Below are 17339 nucleotides of genomic sequence, written 5' to 3'. Positions count from 1 at the left end.
GTAGCGTATTCATTACTTTAGATTTGATAGGTCATGTATACATTACATTTAAGGTGTGTCAAGGCCATCCCGACCAAACACCCAACTCAACCTGCGCTCATACCCAACCCGCGCTTTATACGCCTCCCCGCGATCCACCCAGCCAAGCCCGAGGTACAAGCCCATCGCCGCGACGTTGTGTGTGTCCACCGACAACTCCAGCGCCTTGATCTGCGGCCAGGCCTGAAGCGCGGCGTCGGGTAGTGCCTGCAAGCAGGCTTTGCCAAATCCCCGGCCCTGCTGGGTTCGGTCTACCTGTAACGCGTGCAGCGTGGCGCTGTGTGCATCGGCCCAATGGGGCAGGCACGGCGAGCGCTTGAGCAGAAGGAAGGCCACGGGAATATCGTCGGCCAGCAGCACGAAGCCCTTGATGTCGGGGCTTGGGTTGACCAGCAGGGTGTTGAGGGCGCAATACATGTCGCCGCAAAACGGCAACTGCTCAGGGTGAACTTCGATGGCGCCGACTTGCTGTGTCTGCACAGCATTCAGCGCCTCGTAGGCGACAAGGCGGGTTTGCATCGGGGTGTCCGAACGGCTGCAAAGAAGGGCGCAGTCTATCGGGTTTGCACCGCGCGAAATGAGTTTTCAGCGGGGTGTCGATCGGGCGACAGGGCTTGCCGGGTTTGCTGCTGACCTTGCAGGAAGGCTGCGTCGGCCAGGGGCGGCTGGCGGTGGAGGAAATGTGCGGCGAGGACGAAATATTTCTGCCGATATGGGAGGAGTCCTACGTGATGGCCTTACATCCGCAGCCTGACCCGCAATGCGGGAGGGGGCCTGCTCCCGATGGCGGCGTCCCCGTCAATGCTGCCGTGACTGACCGACCGCGATCGGGAGCAAGCCCCCTCCCACAGGTTGATCGTCATGGCCCGGACGGGCTCAGTCGAGCATCTTGCCCAACAACCAACTCCCCGCCGGCCCCGGCGGATGCTGCCGCGACCACAGCGCATCCACCGCCACCGAGCGCGGCCAACTGCGCGCCTTGAGTTCGACCAACTGGCCGCCGCCAAAACGCTCCACCAGCCAGCGTGGAATCGGCGCCCAGCCAAACCCCAACTGCGCCATCTCCATCAGCATCAGGTAACTGGGCGCCGACCACACCCGTCCGGATGCCCGGGTTTCATTGGGGTTGATGATGCTCGCCAGGCGCAGTTCCCGGTGCTGCTGCAAGGCCTGGACGCTGATGTTGTCCTGCTGCGCCAACGGGTGTTTGGGCGAGACGAACAGCGCGATTTCCGTGCGTTCTTCAACCGGTGAACAGGTCAGGTCCGGCGGATAGGTTTCCTGCTTCTCGATAAACGCGATCTGCGCCCGGCCGCTTTGCACCAGGGCGATCAAGTCTTCGCATTCGGCGATCAAACACTCCAGTTCAAGGTCCGGGTAGCGCTGTTCAAAGGCACTGAGGGCGATCTCGAATCGGTCGGACTGGTACGTATCGGACATGGCGATACTCAGCTTAGGCTCCAACCCCTGGGATAGCTGGCTCGCCGCCAATTCCAACCGACTGCTGGCCTCTAGCACCTGCTCGGCGCGTTGCAGCAGCACATGGCCGGCGGCGGTCAGCGTCGGCTTGCGGCTGCTGCGGTCGAACAGCAGCACATTCAGGTCAATCTCCAGGCTCGCGACCGCCGCGCTGACGGTGGACTGGCTCTTGCCCAACTTGCGCGCCGCCGCCGAAAACGAGCCTTGGGTCGCGGCCTGAACAAAGGCCTGGAGCACTTCATGGGAGGCCATGACTATCGCCTTGATCGATGGTTATTAGTTATGAAGTATCGATACAAAGCGCAATGATGGCAACCACAGTCACTCACGGAGCCGGGTCATGAACCCTACCAAGTCGATTACTGAACGCGTGTGCCAGGCCATCGGTTTCGAGGCCCTGGCGTTGTTGATTTGCACGCCGTTGCTGGCGTGGATCATGGACAAGCCCGCCCTGGAAATGGGCATGGTCACCCTGGCGATCAGCCTGATGGCGCTGACCTGGAACGTGATTTTCAACGGCCTGTTCGACCGCCTCAAGGCACGCCTGCAACTGGCCAACAACGGCTGGACCCGGGGGCTGCACGCCTTGCTGTTTGAAGGCGGGCTGGTTCTGGTGTGCGTGCCGTTGATTGCCGCGTGGCTGAACGTCAGCCTGATGCAGGCGTTTATCCTCGATATCGGCGTGTTGCTGTTTTTCCTGCCGTACACCTACGTGTACCACTGGGGCTACGACGTGGTGCGCGAAAAGTTCCTACAGAAACATGCCGCCCGACGCCTCGATCCGCTGGCCGGTGATCCAGTGGCTGCCGTCCGCCAGCAGGCTGGCAATGGCCCCGCCGATATCATCCGGTAACCCGGCGCGGCCCAGGGCGGTGTTGTTGGCGACCATCGCGTTGAGGTTGGCGTTGTCGCGCACGGCGCCGCCGCCGAAGTCGGTTTCGATGGCGCCAGGCGCGAGGATATTGACGCTGATACCGCGCGCGCCGAGTTCTTTGGCCTGGTAGCGGGTCAGCACTTCCATGGCGCCTTTCATCGCTGCATACGCGGCATAGCCGGGCAGGCTGAAACGGGCTAGGCCGCTGGAGATATTGAGGATGCGGCCACCGTCACGGATCAGCGGCAGCAGTTTTTGGGTCAGGAAAAACGGGCCTTTGAATTGAATCGCCACCAGTTGGTCGAACTGGGCTTCGCTGGTTTCGGCAAAGCTGGCGTGGATGCCGATACCGGCGTTGTTGATCAGAAAGTCGAAGTCATCCCGTGCGAAAACACGCTTGAGCACGTCGCCCACGTCTTCGACGAACGCGCCGAAGGTCGCGCTCTGGCTCACATCCAGTTTCAGCATGGCGGCGCGGCCGCCCCATTGTTCGATCTGCGCGACCACCGCCTGGGCCTCATCCGCCTGGCTGTGGTAAGTGCCGATGATGTCTACGCCTTGTGCCGCCAGGCGCAGCGCGGTGCTTCTACCCAAGCCGCGGCTGGCGCCGGTGATCAGTGCGATTTTACGGGTCATGGTGCAGTCCTCTGATGTGATCGAGGGAATGAGTGTATTTGTCCGCCTATAACGTGATAAACAGCGGTAAAGCGAAATCACTGGCCGGATAAGGCGAACAATCCCATGAACAAACTGGAGTTGCTGCGCACCTTCGTGCGCGTCACCGAACTGTCGAGTTTTACCCGCGCCGGCGAGAGCCTGGGGCTACCGCGTTCCACCGTGTCCGAGCATGTGCAGGCGCTGGAAGAACTGCTCGGCGCGCGCTTGCTGCAGCGCACCACGCGCAAGGTGCAGGCGACCCAGGACGGCCGCGTACTGTATGAACGCAGCAAGGACTTGCTCGCGCACATGGAGGAACTGGAAGGCTTGTTTCGCCAGGACGAAACACAACTGACCGGGCGCATTCGCGTGGACCTGCCGACCATGATGGCGCGGGATTTGATCCTGCCGCGCCTGCCGCACTTCATGGACGCGCACCCGTTGATCGAGCTGGAAATCAGCACCACCGACCGTCAGGTCGACCTGCTGGCCGAGGGGTTCGATTGCGTGCTGCGCGTCGGTGCGCAGCCGGACCAGTCGGTGGTCGCGCGGTTGTTGTGCAGCATGCCGATGATCAACTGCGTGAGCGCCGGCTACCTGCAGCGCTATGGCGTGCCGCAGACCCTGGCAGACCTGGCCGATCACCATTTGGTGCATTACGTGCGCCCGCTGGGCTCGCGCTCGGCGGGGTTCGAATACCTGCAGGGCAACAAGGTGCAGCGCCTGCCCATGGTCGGGCGAGTCACGGTCAACAGCACTGATGCCTACAAGTCCGCCTGCCTGGGCGGCTTCGGGATCATCCAGGTGCCGGCGCTGGGCATTGGCGATCAGTTGGCCAGTGGCGAACTGGTGGCGGTCCTTCCGGATTACCCGGCGCCGCCGTTGGACGTGTCCCTGCTCTACGCCGGGCAGCGCCATTTACCGCTGCGGGTGCGGGTGTTCATGGACTGGTTGGCCGCGACGCTGCAAGCCCAGCTCTAACGCCGCGCCGACAACTGCTGCGGGGCCAGGAAGGCGTCGTGGAAGTAGTCCCGGAACGCCTGCATCGCGGGGGTAAATACGCGCTCGCGGTGCCAGGCCAGGCCGACGCTCATGGGCGCCACCGGGTCGGTCACGGTCAGGGTCTCGATGCGCTTGCCTTCCAGGGACCAGGGCCGATGGACCAGGTCCGACAGGATCGCCACGCCGCTGCCATTGGCGACCATGCTGCGCACGGCTTCCACCGAACTGGTGCGCAGCCGCACTTTGGGCGTTTGCCCGGCCTGTTCCCAATAGCGCATGGCACTGTGTTCGGCCTCGTCGACGGTCAGCAGGATGTAGGGCTCGCGGGCCACATCCGCCAGGCTGACGGCGCCGCGTTCACACAACGGGTGATGGCTGGGCAGCCACAGGCGGCGTTCGGAGTTGAAGAGGATTTCCGAGACGATATCCGTGTGGGTGAGGTTGGCGGTGAGCACCACGGCCATGTCGAACTGGCCGTCGAGCAGGCCGTGTTCGATAGCCTGGCGCTCCTGCTCGAACACCTCGATGGTCACGTCCGGGTGCCAGTGTTCCATGCGCTGCAGGTGGTGCGGCAGGAAGTAACCGAGCACCGTGTAGCTGGCGGCGACCCGCAGCACGCCGCTGGCGCGGTAGTCGGGCAGCGGGCTGTTCAGCGCGTCGTCGACACTGCGCACGATCACATAGGCGCGGTTGAGAAAGTGCCGCCCGGCGTCGGTCAGGTTCATGCCCTGCGCGGTGCGCACGAACAACTGCACGCCGAGCATCGCTTCCAGCTCTTTGATCGCCGTGGTCACGGCCGACTGGGAGATGTTCAGGTGAATCGCCGCCTGGGAAATCTGGCCGATCTCGGCGGTGGCGACGAAGTAGCGGATTTGGCGCAAGGTCAGTGACATGGCGATATCTGTTTTTCAGAAGATAGGTCATCTGATAATAGATCTTCCCAAGGGGTCAAGCCGCAGCCTACTTTTCAGCATCACCTTTGGCGGAGCGCCTTTTCATGCGGGCAGTGGATTTCAATTCAGACATGGGCGAAGGCTTCGGCCCCTGGACCATCGGCGATGGCGTCGATTCGGAGCTGATGGCTTATATCAGCTCGGCCAATATCGCCACCGGCTTCCACGCCGGCGACCCCGGCACCATGCGCCGCACCGTTGCACGCGCCAAGCAACTGGGGGTCGCCATCGGCGCCCATCCGGGCTTTCGCGACCTGGTGGGCTTCGGTCGCCGCCATATCAACGCACCGGCCCAGGAACTGGTGGACGACATGCTCTACCAGCTCGGCGCCCTGCGCGAAATCGCCCGGGCCCAGGGCGTGCCCCTGCAACATATCAAACCCCACGGCGCGCTCTACATGCACCTGGCCCGCGATGAAGACGCCGCGCGGCTGTTGGTGCAGAACCTGCAAGTCATCGAGCCGACGCTGTTGCTGTACTGCATGCCGAATTCGGTGATCTGGCGCATTGCCAAGGAGCTGGGGCAGCCGGTGGTGCGCGAGTTTTACGCCGACCGCGAGTACGATCTGGCCGGCTCCATCGTGTTCACCCGCACGGTGCGCGTGCTGAACCCTGCCACCGTCGCGGCGCGGGTCCTTCGGGCTTGTCAGACGGGTCTTGTACGCACCGTAGAAGGCGAAGACCTGTTTATCGAATTCGACTCCATCTGCCTGCACAGCGACACCCCCGGCGCCCTGGAATTGGTCGAAGCGACCCGTGAAGCCCTGGACCAAGCGGGCATTGTGGTCAGAACACCCAAATAAGATCGAACCCTTACTTTTTTGTCTGCCTTTCTATAACGACTCCAAGAGGAACAGACATGGCTGAAACGTCCCCCATCCGCTACAGCTTCGGCGCCGATGAACACCTGTTTGCCGAGGTCAGCGACAGCATGTCCCTGCAGGCCTTTTTCAAAGGCATGGCCGTGACCCGCGCCGTGGAACGCCTGGCATTGGACGGTGTGCTGGATGTGTGTCTGGCCAACGCATCGTTCCAGATTCGCTTCGACCCGGACCGCATTGCGCCCCATGTGCTGCTCGACGCGGTGCAAAGCGCCGAAGCCCAGGCCGTGGCCGAACGCACCTTGCACACGCGCATTATCGAAATCCCGGTGCTCTACAACGACCCCTGGACCCACGAAACCTTGATGCGCTTTCGCGACCGCCATCAAGACCCCAGCGGCACCGACCTGGAATACGCAGCGCGCATCAACGGCCTGGCCGATGTCGACGCTTTCATCGCGGCCCACAGTGGCGCACCGTGGTTTGTGTCGATGGTCGGCTTTGTCGCGGGCTTGCCGTTCATGTTCCAGATGGTCGAGCGCGAACGGCAGTTGCAGGTGCCCAAGTACCTGCGCCCGCGCACCGACACGCCGAAACTGACCCTCGGCCATGGCGGCTGCTTTGGTTGTATCTACTCGGTGCGCGGCGCCGGTGGCTACCAGATGTTCGGCGTCACCCCGGCACCGATCTACGACCCGGCGCAGCAGTTGGCCTACCTCAAGGACCACATGGTGTTCTTCCGGCCGGGCGACATTGTGCAATTCAAACCGATCGACCGTGAGGCCTACGACCTGGCCGTCGCCGAGGTCGACGCAGGACGTTTCGACCTGCGCATCCGCCCGCTGGAATTTTCCCTGGATGCGTTTCTCGCCGACCCCGTCGGCTACCCGAAAACCCTGCAGGAGGCGCTGGCATGATCAAGGTGCTCAAACCCGGCCTCGCCACCTCTGTGCAGGATCTTGGCCGCGAAGGCTACTACCACTTGGGCATTCCGCCATCGGGCGCGTTGGATCAGTACGCGCTCAACGCGGCCAACCATTTGGTGGGCAATCCACCGGGCGCGGCCGGCCTGGAATGCACGCTGATCGGCCCCGAGCTGGAATTTCAACAGGACGCCTTGGTCGCACTCAGCGGCGCCTTGATGTCGCCGCGCCTGGACGGTGAAGTGGTCCACCAGGACACCGCGTTCCACGTGCGCGCCGGGCAGGTGTTGCGCTTCGAATTTCCCAAGGCCGGTGCGCGCGCTTATCTGGCGGTCGCCGGCGGCATCGACGTGCCGTTGGTGCTCGGCAGTCGCTCGACCTACACCCTCGGCGCACTCGGCGGTTTTCACGGGCGGCGCTTGCAGGCGGGGGATGAGTTGCCTATCGGCGAGCCCACTGGGCAGGGGCGGGCGGGCAACAGTTTGCCGATGGCCTTGCGCCGCTCCGTCGGCGGCGATGTGACCTTGCGCGTGGTGCCCGGCCTGTATTACGAACGCCTGACGGAGGCGGCCAAAAGCAGTTTTTTTGCCGAGCCGTGGACGGTGGGTTCCGAGGCGGACCGTATCGGCTATCGCTTCAAGGGCGGCAGTGCATTGAGCTTTCAGCCACGGGAGCAGCCGTTTGGTGCGGGGTCCGATCCGTCGAACATCGTCGACAGTTGCTACCCGATCGGCTCGATCCAGGTGCCGGCCGGGCTGGAACCGATCGTGCTGCATCGGGACGCGGTGTCGGGTGGCGGGTACGCGATGATCGGCACGGTGATCAGTGCAGACCTGGACTTGATCGGGCAGATGCAGCCGAACCAGCGGGCGGGGTTTGTCGCGGTCAGCCTGGAGCAAGCGTTGGAGGCGCGGCGGGTGTACAAGAAGCGATTGAAGGCAATGGCCGGACTCTTCAATACCTGAAACACCCCAAAGCGAAATGTGGGAGGGGGCTTGCTCCCGATTGCAGTGGGTCAGCTACCAATAAGCTGACTGACCCGTCGCTATCGGGAGCAAGCCCCCTCCCACATTTGATCCTGCGGTGTGTCAGAAGAGTTTGGTGAATAACCAGTACAAGCTACCCGACAGCAGAATCGCCGCCGGCAACGTCAACACCCAAGCCATCAGCAAATTGCGGATGGTCTTCATCTGCAAACCACCACCGTTCGCCACCATGGTCCCCGCCACGCCGGACGACAACACATGGGTGGTCGACACCGGCAAGCCAAACATATCCGCAGCGCCGATGGTCAGCATCGCCACCGTCTCGGCCGAGGCGCCTTGGGCATATGTCAGGTGTGTCTTGCCGATCTTCTCGCCCACGGTCACCACGATGCGCTTCCAGCCGACCATGGTCCCGAGCCCCAGCGCGATGGCCACGGCGATCTTCACCCACAGCGGAATAAAGCGCGTTGAGTTGTCGATCTGCTGCTTGAACAACTGCAGCTTGCCTTGGGTGTCGGCGTCGAAGTTGCCGACCTTGGCCTTGTCCATCAAGCGGATGGTTTCGCTGGTCAGGTACATGTCGTTACGCACGTTGCCTACGGCCTCGGCGGGGACTTTGGCCAAAGAGCCGTAGCCTTTGACTTCGTCACCGATCTGGCCGGCGAGGGCGGCGAGGGCCGGGATCAGCTCGGGCGTGGCGTCCTTGGTCCGCACGTAGGTCGAGAGGATGGGGCGCGGGTCGCCCGGCAGCGCTTGCGGCGCGCTTTTCATCAGCGCGACCTGGGTCACTTCGGCCACTGCGGCAAACTGCAGCGATTGTTCGGCAGGCATGGCGCGGTTCAGCGCATACGCCATCGGCAGGGTGCCGACCAGGATCAGCATGATCAGCCCCATACCTTTTTGCCCGTCGTTGGAGCCGTGGGCGAACGACACACCGGTGCAGGTGAGGATCAGCATGCCGCGAATCCACCATGGTGGCGGGGTGTTGCCTTTCGGCGCCTTGTACAGCGCACGGTTTTTCACGAAAGCGCGCAAGGCCAGCACCAGCAGCGCGGCAAACGCGAAGCCGATCAGCGGCGAGAGCAGCAGGGCATAACCGATCTTGATCGCTTGGCTCCAGTCCACGCCGCTGGTGCCATCACGCCCGTGCATCAGGGCATTGGCCACGCCGACGCCGATGATCGAACCGATCAGGGTGTGGGAGGACGAGGCCGGCAGGCCGAGCCACCAGGTGCCGAGGTTCCACAGGATCGCCGCGATCAGCAGGGCGAAGATCATCGCGAAACCGGCCGAGGAACCCACCTGCAAAATCAGCTCGACCGGCAGCAGGGCAATGATGCCGAACGCCACTGCGCCGCTGGAGAGCAGCACACCGAGGAAGTTGAAAAAACCTGACCACACCACCGCGAATTGCGGCGGCAGCGAGTTGGTGTAGATCACCGTCGCCACGGCGTTAGCGGTGTCGTGGAAGCCGTTGACGAACTCGAAGCCCAGGGCGATCAGCAGCGCCACGCCCAGTAGCAGGAACGGCGTCCAGGTGGTGACCACCGTGCCCAGTTCGTGCATGTCGTGCATCAGGCTGTAGGCGGTGAACAACAGGCCCATGGCGAGCACGGCGAAGAAAATGATCACCGTTACCAGGCCGGGTTTTTTGTCCAGCCTGGGTTGGGTATCGACGGATGACGTATGCGTTGAAGCAGTCAGGGACGGGGTGGCCATGCCGGAGCATCCAGTATCGGGGAGGATGTCGCCCATGATCATTGCAGAATGTTACAGCGATGCTGCGATAGGTCATTATTTCGTGAAATGGATGTGCCGCCGATCTGAAAAATGGCCATAAGCTGATGTCAGATTGCAATCAATTGCGCACGCCAGCTCCCACGGTTGATCCCGTTTCAGGTCGAGAGGGCTCAGTAGTCTTTGCGCTTTCTGAAGGCCCAGCGCCCGGCAATCAAGGTGAAGGTCGCGACCAGTGCCACCAGAATCCAGAAGCCTTCCGGATCTTGGGAAAGCGGTACCCCGCCCACGTTCATGCCGAAAAAACCGGCGATGATATTGATCGGCAATGCCAGCACCGTCACCACCGTCAGCGTAAACAGCGTGCGGTTGCTTTGTTCGTTGAGGTTGGCGGCGATTTCTTCTTGCAACAACTTGATGCGTTCGCCCAGGGCCGTCAGGTCGTTGATGATCAGCGCAAATTCCTCGGTGGATTTGCGTAATTCCTTGACGTCTTCCTTTTGCAACCACTGCGGCGGGCGGTTGAGCAGGCGCAGCAGCGAGCCCGGCTCCAGCGCCAGCAGGCGTTGCAGGCGTACCAGCACCCGGCGCATGGCGCCCAACTCAGAGCGGTTGGTGGACAAGCGCGAGGAGAGTAATTGATCTTCGATATGGTCGACGCTGATGCTGGTCTTGCGCACGATCTGCGTCAGTACCTCGCCCTGGTCGCGCAGCAGGTGCACCAGCAACTCCAGCGGCGAGCGGAAGCGTTCACCGGCCTTTACCGATGAGCGCAACTTATCCACCGAATGCAGCGGTTGCAGGCGCGCGCTGATCAGCAAGCGACTGCGGGCGCAGACCCACAACGTGGAAATATCCGACGAGACCATGCTGCTGAAGTTGAACACCACGTCGTTGACCACCGCCAGCAAGGCCGAGTCGACGTGTTCGATACGGGTGGAGCGCGAGCCCTCATGCAGGGCTTCAAAAAACTCTTCAGGCAAGGCCAGGTGCGCCTGCATCCAGCGCTCGCATCCGGCGTGGGCCAGGTTCAGGTGCAGCCATAGAAACTCCTCCGGGTCTTGCGGTTGCTGCAAGGCCTGGAGGGCGGTGGCTGAGTCAATTTGCTCAGCCTTCTCGCCAGGGCGAAAACGGAAACCGTAAAGCAAGCCAAACAGATCGGAATCCTGGTGGCTGTGGTCAATGCTGTGGTTCATGGAGTCTCACAGAGAAAGGACCTGTAGGACGTTTCACAGGTTCGCGTGGGCGAATCATTGCAAGGAAGTTTGACAGTTTTGTGACGGTTTTCGACGTGTTTCGCTTTGGTGACACTTTATTGACCGCTTGTCGAAATGGGCTCAAGAAGCGCCTAGCACAGCCGATTCAGGACACAAGAACCGCTGTAGGTGGTGGCGCCTTCGACGACAGGGAGGTCATGACGTATTCGTACCTTTTCCTTGTTTTGAGGCTTTTTTCGATGACTTTTTTGCGAACATCCCTGCGCGCACAGATCCTGTCGCTGCTCGGTGGCAGCCTGCTGGCGATGTTGTTAATCGCCCTGGCCTGTTTCAACTTCCTCTCCAACGGGGTGCAGAGTTACCGCAGTTTGCTCGAAGGGCCGTTGCTCACTTCACAGTTGATCGATGAGGCCAACCTGCAATTCAAGGTGCAGGTGCAGGAATGGAAAAACGTGTTGTTGCGCGGCAAACAGCCTCAGGACCTGGAGAAATACTGGGGCCAGTTCCAGGACCGGCAACGCGATGTGCAAGGCATTCTCGCGCGGCTGGTCACCCAGACTGCCGGTGACCCGGCGCTGAACCAGCGTATCCAGAACCTGCGTCAAGAACACCAGCAGCTTGGCGTTTCCTACCAGAAGGGCCGCGATGCCTACGTGGCCGCCGGCGCCGACCCGAGCGTCGGTGACACCGCGGTCAAGGGCGTGGACCGCCCCGCCAGTGAGCAGATGAGCGCCCTGGTCAGCGACCTGCGCGCCCAAAGCACCGAACAATCCCAGACCATCAGCGCCCATGTCGAGCGCACGGTGATGGTGGGCCTGACGATTATGTTGCTGTCCGGCGTGTTGATTGGCTTGTTCAGCCTGTGGTTGATCAACCGCAACCTGATCCTGCCGATCCGTGGTTTGATCGATTATGTGAGCCAACTGAGCCACGGCCGTTTTGCCGAGCGTGTCGCCAGTCGTCGCCAGGACGAACTGGGGCAGTTGGCGGAGGCGGCGAACACCTTGCGCGACTTTTTGGCCGAAACCTTCAGCCGCCTGCAGCGCAGTGCCACCGACCTGGTCGGCGCCAGCAGTGAGTTGAATTCGATAGCCGGGCAGATGGCGACCGGTACCCATGATCAATTCAGCCGCACCGACCAGGTGGCCACGGCCATGACCGAAATGTCGGCCACCGCCCAGGAAGTGGCGCGCCACGCCGCCAGTGCCTCACGTGCGGCAGATGATGCGGATCACTCGGCCCGCGAGGGCGGTGAAGTGATGAAAGTCACTATCGCCACCATCGGCCAGATGCGCACTGAAATCCTCAACACCGGCACCATCATCCGCCGTCTGGAAACTGACAGTGTGCGCATCGGCAAAGTGCTGGAAGTGATTCGCGGGATCGCCGAGCAGACCAACCTGCTGGCGCTTAACGCCGCGATCGAGGCGGCACGGGCGGGCGAGGCGGGGCGTGGGTTCGCGGTGGTGGCCGATGAAGTGCGCAGCCTGGCGCAACGCACGGCGGCGTCGATCATCGAGATCAACCAGATTATCCAGGCCGTGCAAACCGGCGCGGTCGATGCGGCCGAGGCGATTGTCACGGGCCAGTCGTGCAGCGATGACAGCGTGGAAAAAGTCACCCAGGCCGGCGCGATGCTCGCTCACATCACCCAGGCCATTGAAGCGATTCGCGACATGAACCGTCAGATCGCCACGGCGGCCGAGGAGCAGACGTCGGTGGCCGAGGATATTTCCCGCAATATCACCCAGATCACCACCGTGGCCACCGCCAACCTCGACAACGTGAAGCGCACCGAAGCGGCGAGCCAGAATCTGCGCGGCTTGTCCGGCGAGTTGAACGAGGTGACGGCGCGACTGGGCGCTTGATCAGGCGGCCATAAAAAAACGCGCCACCCGAAGGTGGCGCGTTTTTTTCAGGTTTTTACTCAGGTGTCTTGCTTGTCTTCCAGCACGGTGCCGGTCTTGGCGTCGAGTTTCACTTCAAAGCGCTTGCCGGCGGTGTCGGTCAGTTCAACTTCGTAGACCAGTACGCCGCTGTTGTTGTGGTCCAGCTCGGTGTCGGTAATCTTGGCGCCTGCGTGTTTGGCCACGGCGGCGGCGTTGAGTTTCTCGAAAGGCATTACGGCACCGGATTTGAGCAGACCTTCGATATGATCCGGGCGGACATCGGCCTGGGCCAGGCCGGCGGTCAAGGTCAGGGCGGTCACGGCGAACAGGGCGGTCAAGGTTTTCATGGTGTGTATCCTTTTTCGGTGAGCTGTTTAAGTGGCGCCAGATTAACCGGCGCAACTTAATTCATCCTTAATGGCACACTGACTTATTCAGTATTTATGGTCGTTCAGCAGATCCTGCACGCTGGACGACGGCCAGCGCTTGTAGAACTTCAGCAGTTCAGCGGCGCGGTTGGTGAAGATGCCGTCGACGCCTGCCTTCATCACTTTCTCGAAGTCCACGGGTTCATCCACGGTGTAGACGTGTACCAGCAGGCCCTTGTCGTGGGTCAGCGTGTTCATTTCAGGCTTGACCAGGTCGGTGTAGCTCTGGTCGCCGTGGGCGGTCAGCTCCGCCGACGGGCCGGTGCCGATGGCGCCGAGGCTCTTGGCTTCGTCGACCCATTTTTCGAACTCGGCGGCGTCTTTCGGTTCTTGCTTGGCGTAGTAAGCCGCCTTGGTCGGTTCGCCGGATTCGGCGAAGGTTTGCTTGGATTTCGGCTCGATGCTGCCTTCACCTACCCACAGCAGCAGGATTTTCGGGGTGTTCGGCATCTCTTTCTGCAGCTCTTTCAGGCTGGCCGTTTCGAAGGTTTGCAGCACCACGCGGCCCTTGCCCTGGCCGACACCGGTGTTGCTCTTGCCCAGCTTGGAGCCGGCGGAGCTCAACCAGCCTTTATCCAGCAGCTTGTTTTTCAGGTCGGCTTCGATGCCCGGGAATTGCTTGGGCTCTTTGGTTTCGATGTACAAACCCGGTTTGTGCTGCGGGTTGCCTTCGGCGATCTTGATGATGTCGTCCAGGCTGAGGATTTTCAGGCCGACGAAGCCGGGGCGAGCGCGGTCCGGGTAGGCGGCGTTGAACCAACTGCCGGCGTCGAGGGTTTGCAGTTCTTTCCAGGTGAACTCGTTGGCCGGGGCGTCTTTGCGCTCGGGGAACTTGCTGCCCACGTCGGTGGTGCGTTGCAGGTTGTTGTCGTGCAGGGCGAACAGTACGCCGTCCTTGCTGCGCTGCAGGTCCAACTCCAGGTAGTCGGCGCCCAGGTCGCGTGCGACCTTGTAGGCGGCGGCGGTGGACTCGGGGGCGTCGTAGGACGCGCCACGGTGGGCGATCACGGCAGGGTAGGGGATGCCTTCGTTAGTTGCCAATTCAGCCGGGCTGATCGGGTCGGCAGCCTGCGCCTGGCCAAGGCCGAGCATCAGGGCGAGCAGCAAGGCGCTCCCTATAGTGGCGGGCACCGGGCCGTTGGTAAACGTGACAGGCATATGCGGAGTCCTTTCGTGTCGGTAGCTTTGAGAAGGCTTCCTTTTTAACAACTGATGATCAAAGGCGCTATCACCAAACCGACATTAACGTGCGCACGCGCCAATTTTCTGGGTTTTTTTGCGCGGCTTTGCAGTACTCTTGCCGCAAACCGCCCCGTAAGAGGGCAGTACTTTCCGCCACGCGTGTAAACCATCTTTCCAGTCCCCGTAGGACTTTTCAGTGAGGTTTACCATGCGCATCACCTCCGAGCTTATCTGCCAGGCCGCCGACCAGCTTCACGGTTTTGTCGGCCTCAACCGCAAGACTGGCCAGTACATCGTGCGTTTCAGCGAAGACTCCTTCGGCATGGACGTGGCCGATGACGGCATCATTCCCACTGCCGAATTTGTCTGGCTACCGGCCCCCGAGCACGCCATGACGTTGTCCCGTGAGCGCCTGCAATTGCTGCTCGATCAGAACATCGACGACCGCATCAACATCACCGAGCCGCTGCGTGTGTACATGCGGCGGGTGGAGATCCCGCAGATCAGTGCGTTGCGCAGCCTCGTCAGCTAGCCCGACAGCCTGTGTGTCCTCGATGAGGATCACACGTGCGAGCGCTTGCGGCCGCCTCTCAATGCTGGAATGCGTAGGCGCGCTCGACCTTGCACACGCGTGTGTGAAACGCCGAGTACCAGGTGGAACGCCCTTGCTCGCGTACGGCCCGATGCTCGGCCTGCTGTTTCCAGGCGAGGATGTCGGCCTCGCTGCGCCAGTACGATACGGTGATTCCCACGCCATCCTCCCGCGCCGATTCAACCCCGAGAAAGCCCGGCTGCTCACGTGCCAGTTCTAGCATGCGCGTGGCAGCCTCGCCGTAACCGTGGTCACCGGCGGTGCGCAGTGAGCTGAAAATCACCGCGTAGTAAGGCGGGGCGGGGGTGTGGGCAATCATACCGAGGTCTCCTGGCAGGCCTTGAGCAGGGCAATCGCCAGTGGCGGCGTGACGCCCTGGCGCGCGGCGCGTTCGGGCTGGAACAGGGTGGCGACGAAGAACGGATGGTCCAGCAGCTCCACGGCGCGCAGGTCGCCGGCCGAGTCGTGGCCGCTGGGGATCAGAGCGCCTTCCAGCAGTGCGCTGGCGAAGTCGGGGTTGATGCCGTAGCGGCAGCGATAGCCTTCATGAATATCGAGTGTGCCGTAGGCGTCGGCGATACGGGTGTAGGCGACCAGGCGCACGGTGTCGCTGGCCTCCACCAGAGCGCAACTCAGTGGCGCGATCACTGCACGTTGGGCATTCGGGACCAACTCGCCGTGTTCGGCATCGGCCCAGCCCAACACATTGCGGGCATATTCCAGCACCGCGTGTTGAAAGCCGCCGCAGGTACCGAGGAAAGGGCGCCGCTGTTCGCGGGCAAAACGGATCGCGTGCAGTGCGCCGTCGGTGTCGCGGTACGGGCTGGCGGGCACGCACCAAAAACCATCGAAACCTTGTAGTTCGGAGGTGGCGCTGAGGGTGTCGGTCTCCAGCCATTGAAGGTGAACCGTCAGGCCCAAGGCGGCGGCGGCCTGTTGCAGCGCCACGGGAATGGCTTGGTGCGCAATCACATCGGGGTTGTAATCGCCGATCAGGGCGAGGTGCAGCGTGGTGGCTTTCATTTGAGGCTTCCCCTGGCTTGTCGTGTCCTGGTGCGCACTATAGATTGGCGCTCACGCAATCAATATTGGCGTTTACCCACATGTTCAATGCAGTCGCGCACTATCAGATTGATTACCCCGACTTGTCGCTGATCCTTGCCCTGGTGCGCGGTGGCAGCCTGGCGCGGGCGGCGGCGTTGTTGCGGGTGGATGTGTCGACGGTGTTCCGCGCCGTGCGGCGGCTGGAGGCTGCGCTGGGCCAGACGTTGTTTGAAAAAAGCCGCGCCGGCTACCTGCCTACCAGCCTGGCCAGCCACTTGGCGCAGCAGGCCGAACGCGCCGAACAAGCCCTGGAGGCCGCGCGCATCGGCGTGGAACAGGGCGGTGAAGTGATCAGCGGCACCGTGCGCCTGACCTGCACCGACTCGGTGCTGCAAGGCTTGTTGCTGCCGGCGCTGGCGCAGTTCATGCCGGATTACCCGGCGCTGACCCTGGAACTGAGCACCTCCAATGATTTCGCCAACCTCAGCCGCCGCGATGCCGACATCGCCCTGCGCCTGACCCGCACACCACCGGAGCATCTGGTAGGGCGTTGCCTCGGCACCGTGCGGTATCAGGTGTGCGCCAGCACAGATTTTGCGCGTCAGCACGCAGGACGCGAGCTGGCGGAGCTGGCCTGGATCGCGCCGGATGACTTCCTGCCCGATCACCCCACCGTCGCCTGGCGCCGTGCGCAGTTGCCGGGCGTGCGTCCCAGCTATCGCTGCAACAGCATGTTGTCGGTCACCGAACTGGTGCGGGCGGGGCTGGGCGTGGCAGCGCTGCCGGATTTTCTGTTGGATGAACGCCTGCAACCGCTGGGCCCCGCTTTGGCGGGGCATGACACGGCGCTATGGCTGCTGACGCGCCCCGATTGCCGGGCATTGCGCTCGGTGGTCACGCTGTTTGATCAATTGGGGCGGCATGTGCGCTTGAGCCCCTGACACCCCGCCGGCTGAATGTCTGGTGGATTTACGGTTTTCGCACAAACTGCTCATGCATCTCACACGTCAGGGTCTCGATACGCTCGGTCAGTTGCTTGGTCATTTCCGTCAGCCGGGTGTTCTGCTCCAGCAGTTCCAACAGCTGTTTGCTGGTGTTCTGCGTCTCGGCCTGGCGCTCGGCATTGGCGACGGCCAGCGCTTCACGGTGCTGCGCGTCGGCCTCGGACTGGGCTTTGTCGCGAGCGGCCTGGCGTGTCTGGGCCAGCAGGATCAGCGGCGCCGCGTAGGCCGCTTGCAGGCTGAAGGCCAGGTTGAGCAGGATGAACGGGTAGACGTCGAAGTGCGTGATGCCGGTGACGTTGAGCACAATCCACACGGCCACGATCAAGGTTTGTGCGCCGAGGAAAGTCGGTGTGCCGAAGAAGCGTGCGAAGGCCTCGGCCTTGAGGGCGAAGGTGTCGTTGCCAAAGGTCGGCGCCAGGTGGGCGTGGCGTCGATGGAAGCGCAGATAATCGACGGGGACGTCTTTGGGTTTGTCGGGTGTGGGGGTCATGGAGAACTCGGGTCATCAATGT

Annotated in this window: 19 protein-coding genes and 2 pseudogenes; 10 read left to right on the top strand and 11 right to left on the bottom strand. The window is 62.3% G+C overall.

Going from position 1 to position 17339, the window contains the following annotated elements:
• Nucleotides 1-48 precede the first annotated feature (48 nt).
• A complete protein-coding gene (locus ACS5Q8_RS22310; RefSeq protein WP_426103090.1) occupies nt 49-558 on the bottom strand; it encodes a GNAT family N-acetyltransferase in 510 nt (169 codons plus the stop codon).
• A gap of 80 nt (nt 559-638) precedes the next feature.
• On the opposite strand from ACS5Q8_RS22310, the pseudogene ACS5Q8_RS22305 reads away from it, so the two are divergent.
• Nucleotides 639-812: pseudogene (locus tag ACS5Q8_RS22305) on the top strand (LysR family transcriptional regulator); the annotation flags it as partial.
• A 103-nt stretch (nt 813-915) separates the two neighbouring features.
• On the opposite strand, the gene ACS5Q8_RS22300 reads toward ACS5Q8_RS22305, so the two are convergent.
• Entirely contained in the window at nt 916-1770 is an 855-nt protein-coding gene (locus ACS5Q8_RS22300) for a LysR family transcriptional regulator (RefSeq protein ID WP_443696864.1), read from the bottom strand.
• Nucleotides 1771-1858: 88 nt separating this feature from the next.
• Between ACS5Q8_RS22300 and ACS5Q8_RS22295 the strand changes: the two genes are divergently transcribed.
• Entirely contained in the window at nt 1859-2371 is a 513-nt protein-coding gene (locus tag ACS5Q8_RS22295) for a multidrug/biocide efflux PACE transporter (protein ID WP_426103092.1), read from the top strand.
• On the opposite strand, the gene ACS5Q8_RS22290 is transcribed toward ACS5Q8_RS22295, so the two are convergent.
• Nucleotides 2270-3028, bottom strand: coding sequence for an SDR family NAD(P)-dependent oxidoreductase (locus ACS5Q8_RS22290; RefSeq protein ID WP_276194530.1), 759 nt, complete (start codon nt 3026-3028; stop codon nt 2270-2272). The genes ACS5Q8_RS22295 and ACS5Q8_RS22290 overlap by 102 nt on opposite strands.
• A 105-nt stretch (nt 3029-3133) precedes the next feature.
• Here ACS5Q8_RS22290 and ACS5Q8_RS22285 point away from each other — a divergent pair, with 105 nt between their 5' ends.
• Complete coding sequence (locus ACS5Q8_RS22285) at nt 3134-4030, top strand: LysR family transcriptional regulator (protein ID WP_276194529.1); 897 nt, start codon at nt 3134-3136, stop codon at nt 4028-4030.
• Here ACS5Q8_RS22285 and ACS5Q8_RS22280 read toward each other — a convergent pair.
• Complete coding sequence (locus ACS5Q8_RS22280; protein ID WP_443693912.1) at nt 4027-4944, bottom strand: LysR family transcriptional regulator; 918 nt, start codon at nt 4942-4944, stop codon at nt 4027-4029. The two genes, ACS5Q8_RS22285 and ACS5Q8_RS22280, sit on opposite strands and share 4 nt — an antisense overlap.
• Nucleotides 4945-5048: 104 nt before the next feature.
• Here ACS5Q8_RS22280 and ACS5Q8_RS22275 point away from each other — a divergent pair, with 104 nt between their 5' ends.
• From ACS5Q8_RS22275 to ACS5Q8_RS22265, 3 genes are read left to right on the top strand one after another with little or no spacing between them, the layout of a single operon-like run.
• Nucleotides 5049-5807, top strand: coding sequence for a 5-oxoprolinase subunit PxpA (locus tag ACS5Q8_RS22275; RefSeq protein ID WP_465159409.1), 759 nt, complete (start codon nt 5049-5051; stop codon nt 5805-5807).
• A gap of 56 nt (nt 5808-5863) precedes the next feature.
• The gene (locus tag ACS5Q8_RS22270) at nt 5864-6742 is read left to right on the top strand and encodes a 5-oxoprolinase subunit B family protein (protein ID WP_276194526.1); all 879 of its coding nucleotides are present in this window, start codon (nt 5864-5866) and stop codon (nt 6740-6742) included.
• Nucleotides 6739-7713 (top strand): 5-oxoprolinase subunit C family protein, encoded by a 975-nt coding sequence (locus tag ACS5Q8_RS22265; protein WP_426103098.1) that lies wholly within the window; start codon nt 6739-6741, stop codon nt 7711-7713. Before ACS5Q8_RS22270 ends, ACS5Q8_RS22265 begins: the two co-directional genes overlap by 4 nt.
• A gap of 123 nt (nt 7714-7836) precedes the next feature.
• On the opposite strand, the gene ACS5Q8_RS22260 is transcribed toward ACS5Q8_RS22265, so the two are convergent.
• Nucleotides 7837-9453 carry an inorganic phosphate transporter gene (locus ACS5Q8_RS22260; RefSeq protein ID WP_276194524.1) on the bottom strand — a complete coding sequence of 539 codons (1617 nt, stop codon included), beginning with the start codon at nt 9451-9453 and terminating at the stop codon, nt 7837-7839.
• 191 nt (nt 9454-9644) lie between these two features.
• On the bottom strand, nt 9645-10667 hold the full coding sequence (locus tag ACS5Q8_RS22255) for a transporter (protein ID WP_276194523.1): 1023 nt from the start codon (nt 10665-10667) through the stop codon (nt 9645-9647).
• 218 nt (nt 10668-10885) lie between these two features.
• Here ACS5Q8_RS22255 and ACS5Q8_RS22250 point away from each other — a divergent pair.
• Both ACS5Q8_RS22250 and ACS5Q8_RS22245 read left to right on the top strand, forming a co-directional pair.
• Nucleotides 10886-11623, top strand: a pseudogene (locus tag ACS5Q8_RS22250) (methyl-accepting chemotaxis protein); the annotation flags it as partial.
• 165 nt (nt 11624-11788) lie between these two features.
• Nucleotides 11789-12556, top strand: coding sequence for a methyl-accepting chemotaxis protein (locus tag ACS5Q8_RS22245; RefSeq protein ID WP_425262648.1), 768 nt, complete (start codon nt 11789-11791; stop codon nt 12554-12556).
• A 59-nt stretch (nt 12557-12615) separates the two neighbouring features.
• Here ACS5Q8_RS22245 and ACS5Q8_RS22240 read toward each other — a convergent pair whose 3' ends face one another.
• Both ACS5Q8_RS22240 and ACS5Q8_RS22235 read right to left on the bottom strand, forming a co-directional pair.
• A complete protein-coding gene (locus tag ACS5Q8_RS22240) occupies nt 12616-12924 on the bottom strand; it encodes a PepSY domain-containing protein (RefSeq protein ID WP_276194521.1) in 309 nt (102 codons plus the stop codon).
• 87 nt (nt 12925-13011) lie between these two features.
• Nucleotides 13012-14163, bottom strand: coding sequence for a glycerophosphodiester phosphodiesterase family protein (locus ACS5Q8_RS22235; RefSeq protein WP_276194520.1), 1152 nt, complete (start codon nt 14161-14163; stop codon nt 13012-13014).
• Between the two features lie 232 nt (nt 14164-14395).
• Between ACS5Q8_RS22235 and ACS5Q8_RS22230 the strand changes: the two genes are divergently transcribed.
• Nucleotides 14396-14719, top strand: a complete 324-nt coding sequence (locus ACS5Q8_RS22230) for a DUF2025 family protein (RefSeq protein ID WP_247407529.1) — start codon at nt 14396-14398, stop codon at nt 14717-14719.
• Between the two features lie 58 nt (nt 14720-14777).
• On the opposite strand, the gene ACS5Q8_RS22225 is transcribed toward ACS5Q8_RS22230, so the two are convergent.
• Together ACS5Q8_RS22225 and ACS5Q8_RS22220 are read right to left on the bottom strand one after the other, a co-directional pair.
• Nucleotides 14778-15098, bottom strand: a complete 321-nt coding sequence (locus tag ACS5Q8_RS22225) for an antibiotic biosynthesis monooxygenase family protein (protein WP_426103100.1) — start codon at nt 15096-15098, stop codon at nt 14778-14780.
• A complete protein-coding gene (locus ACS5Q8_RS22220) occupies nt 15095-15802 on the bottom strand; it encodes a CTP synthase C-terminal region-related (seleno)protein (RefSeq protein ID WP_276194518.1) in 708 nt (235 codons plus the stop codon). The genes ACS5Q8_RS22225 and ACS5Q8_RS22220 overlap by 4 nt, the downstream gene beginning before the upstream one ends.
• Before the next feature lie 80 nt (nt 15803-15882).
• Here ACS5Q8_RS22220 and ACS5Q8_RS22215 point away from each other — a divergent pair, with 80 nt between their 5' ends.
• Complete coding sequence (locus ACS5Q8_RS22215; RefSeq protein WP_276194517.1) at nt 15883-16764, top strand: LysR family transcriptional regulator; 882 nt, start codon at nt 15883-15885, stop codon at nt 16762-16764.
• A 28-nt stretch (nt 16765-16792) separates the two neighbouring features.
• Here ACS5Q8_RS22215 and ACS5Q8_RS22210 read toward each other — a convergent pair whose 3' ends face one another.
• On the bottom strand, nt 16793-17317 hold the full coding sequence (locus tag ACS5Q8_RS22210; RefSeq protein WP_247400561.1) for a DUF1003 domain-containing protein: 525 nt from the start codon (nt 17315-17317) through the stop codon (nt 16793-16795).
• Nucleotides 17318-17339 lie beyond the last annotated feature (22 nt).

This window comes from Pseudomonas sp. PAMC25584 (genome assembly GCF_058135675.1).
Note: the sequence above shows the minus strand (reverse complement) of the source record. Positions and strands in the feature narration are given on the sequence as shown.

Excerpts from the sequence above, each read along its gene's own strand:
- ACS5Q8_RS22270 (WP_276194526.1), top strand. The coding sequence starts at position 5,864 with ATGGCTGAAACGTCCCCCATCCGCTACAGCTTCGGCGCCGATGAACAC.
- ACS5Q8_RS22280 (WP_443693912.1), bottom strand. The coding sequence starts at position 4,944 with ATGTCACTGACCTTGCGCCAAATCCGCTACTTCGTCGCCACCGCCGAG.
- ACS5Q8_RS22310 (WP_426103090.1), bottom strand. The coding sequence starts at position 558 with ATGCAAACCCGCCTTGTCGCCTACGAGGCGCTGAATGCTGTGCAGACA.
- ACS5Q8_RS22210 (WP_247400561.1), bottom strand. The coding sequence starts at position 17,317 with ATGACCCCCACACCCGACAAACCCAAAGACGTCCCCGTCGATTATCTG.
- ACS5Q8_RS22265 (WP_426103098.1), top strand. The coding sequence starts at position 6,739 with ATGATCAAGGTGCTCAAACCCGGCCTCGCCACCTCTGTGCAGGATCTT.
- ACS5Q8_RS22290 (WP_276194530.1), bottom strand. The coding sequence starts at position 3,028 with ATGACCCGTAAAATCGCACTGATCACCGGCGCCAGCCGCGGCTTGGGT.
- ACS5Q8_RS22215 (WP_276194517.1), top strand. The coding sequence starts at position 15,883 with ATGTTCAATGCAGTCGCGCACTATCAGATTGATTACCCCGACTTGTCG.
- ACS5Q8_RS22230 (WP_247407529.1), top strand. The coding sequence starts at position 14,396 with ATGCGCATCACCTCCGAGCTTATCTGCCAGGCCGCCGACCAGCTTCAC.
- ACS5Q8_RS22275 (WP_465159409.1), top strand. The coding sequence starts at position 5,049 with ATGCGGGCAGTGGATTTCAATTCAGACATGGGCGAAGGCTTCGGCCCC.
- ACS5Q8_RS22245 (WP_425262648.1), top strand. The coding sequence starts at position 11,789 with ATGGCGACCGGTACCCATGATCAATTCAGCCGCACCGACCAGGTGGCC.
- ACS5Q8_RS22255 (WP_276194523.1), bottom strand. The coding sequence starts at position 10,667 with ATGAACCACAGCATTGACCACAGCCACCAGGATTCCGATCTGTTTGGC.
- ACS5Q8_RS22285 (WP_276194529.1), top strand. The coding sequence starts at position 3,134 with ATGAACAAACTGGAGTTGCTGCGCACCTTCGTGCGCGTCACCGAACTG.
- ACS5Q8_RS22220 (WP_276194518.1), bottom strand. The coding sequence starts at position 15,802 with ATGAAAGCCACCACGCTGCACCTCGCCCTGATCGGCGATTACAACCCC.
- ACS5Q8_RS22295 (WP_426103092.1), top strand. The coding sequence starts at position 1,859 with ATGAACCCTACCAAGTCGATTACTGAACGCGTGTGCCAGGCCATCGGT.
- ACS5Q8_RS22240 (WP_276194521.1), bottom strand. The coding sequence starts at position 12,924 with ATGAAAACCTTGACCGCCCTGTTCGCCGTGACCGCCCTGACCTTGACC.
- ACS5Q8_RS22300 (WP_443696864.1), bottom strand. The coding sequence starts at position 1,770 with ATGGCCTCCCATGAAGTGCTCCAGGCCTTTGTTCAGGCCGCGACCCAA.
- ACS5Q8_RS22235 (WP_276194520.1), bottom strand. The coding sequence starts at position 14,163 with ATGCCTGTCACGTTTACCAACGGCCCGGTGCCCGCCACTATAGGGAGC.
- ACS5Q8_RS22225 (WP_426103100.1), bottom strand. The coding sequence starts at position 15,098 with ATGATTGCCCACACCCCCGCCCCGCCTTACTACGCGGTGATTTTCAGC.
- ACS5Q8_RS22260 (WP_276194524.1), bottom strand. The coding sequence starts at position 9,453 with ATGGCCACCCCGTCCCTGACTGCTTCAACGCATACGTCATCCGTCGAT.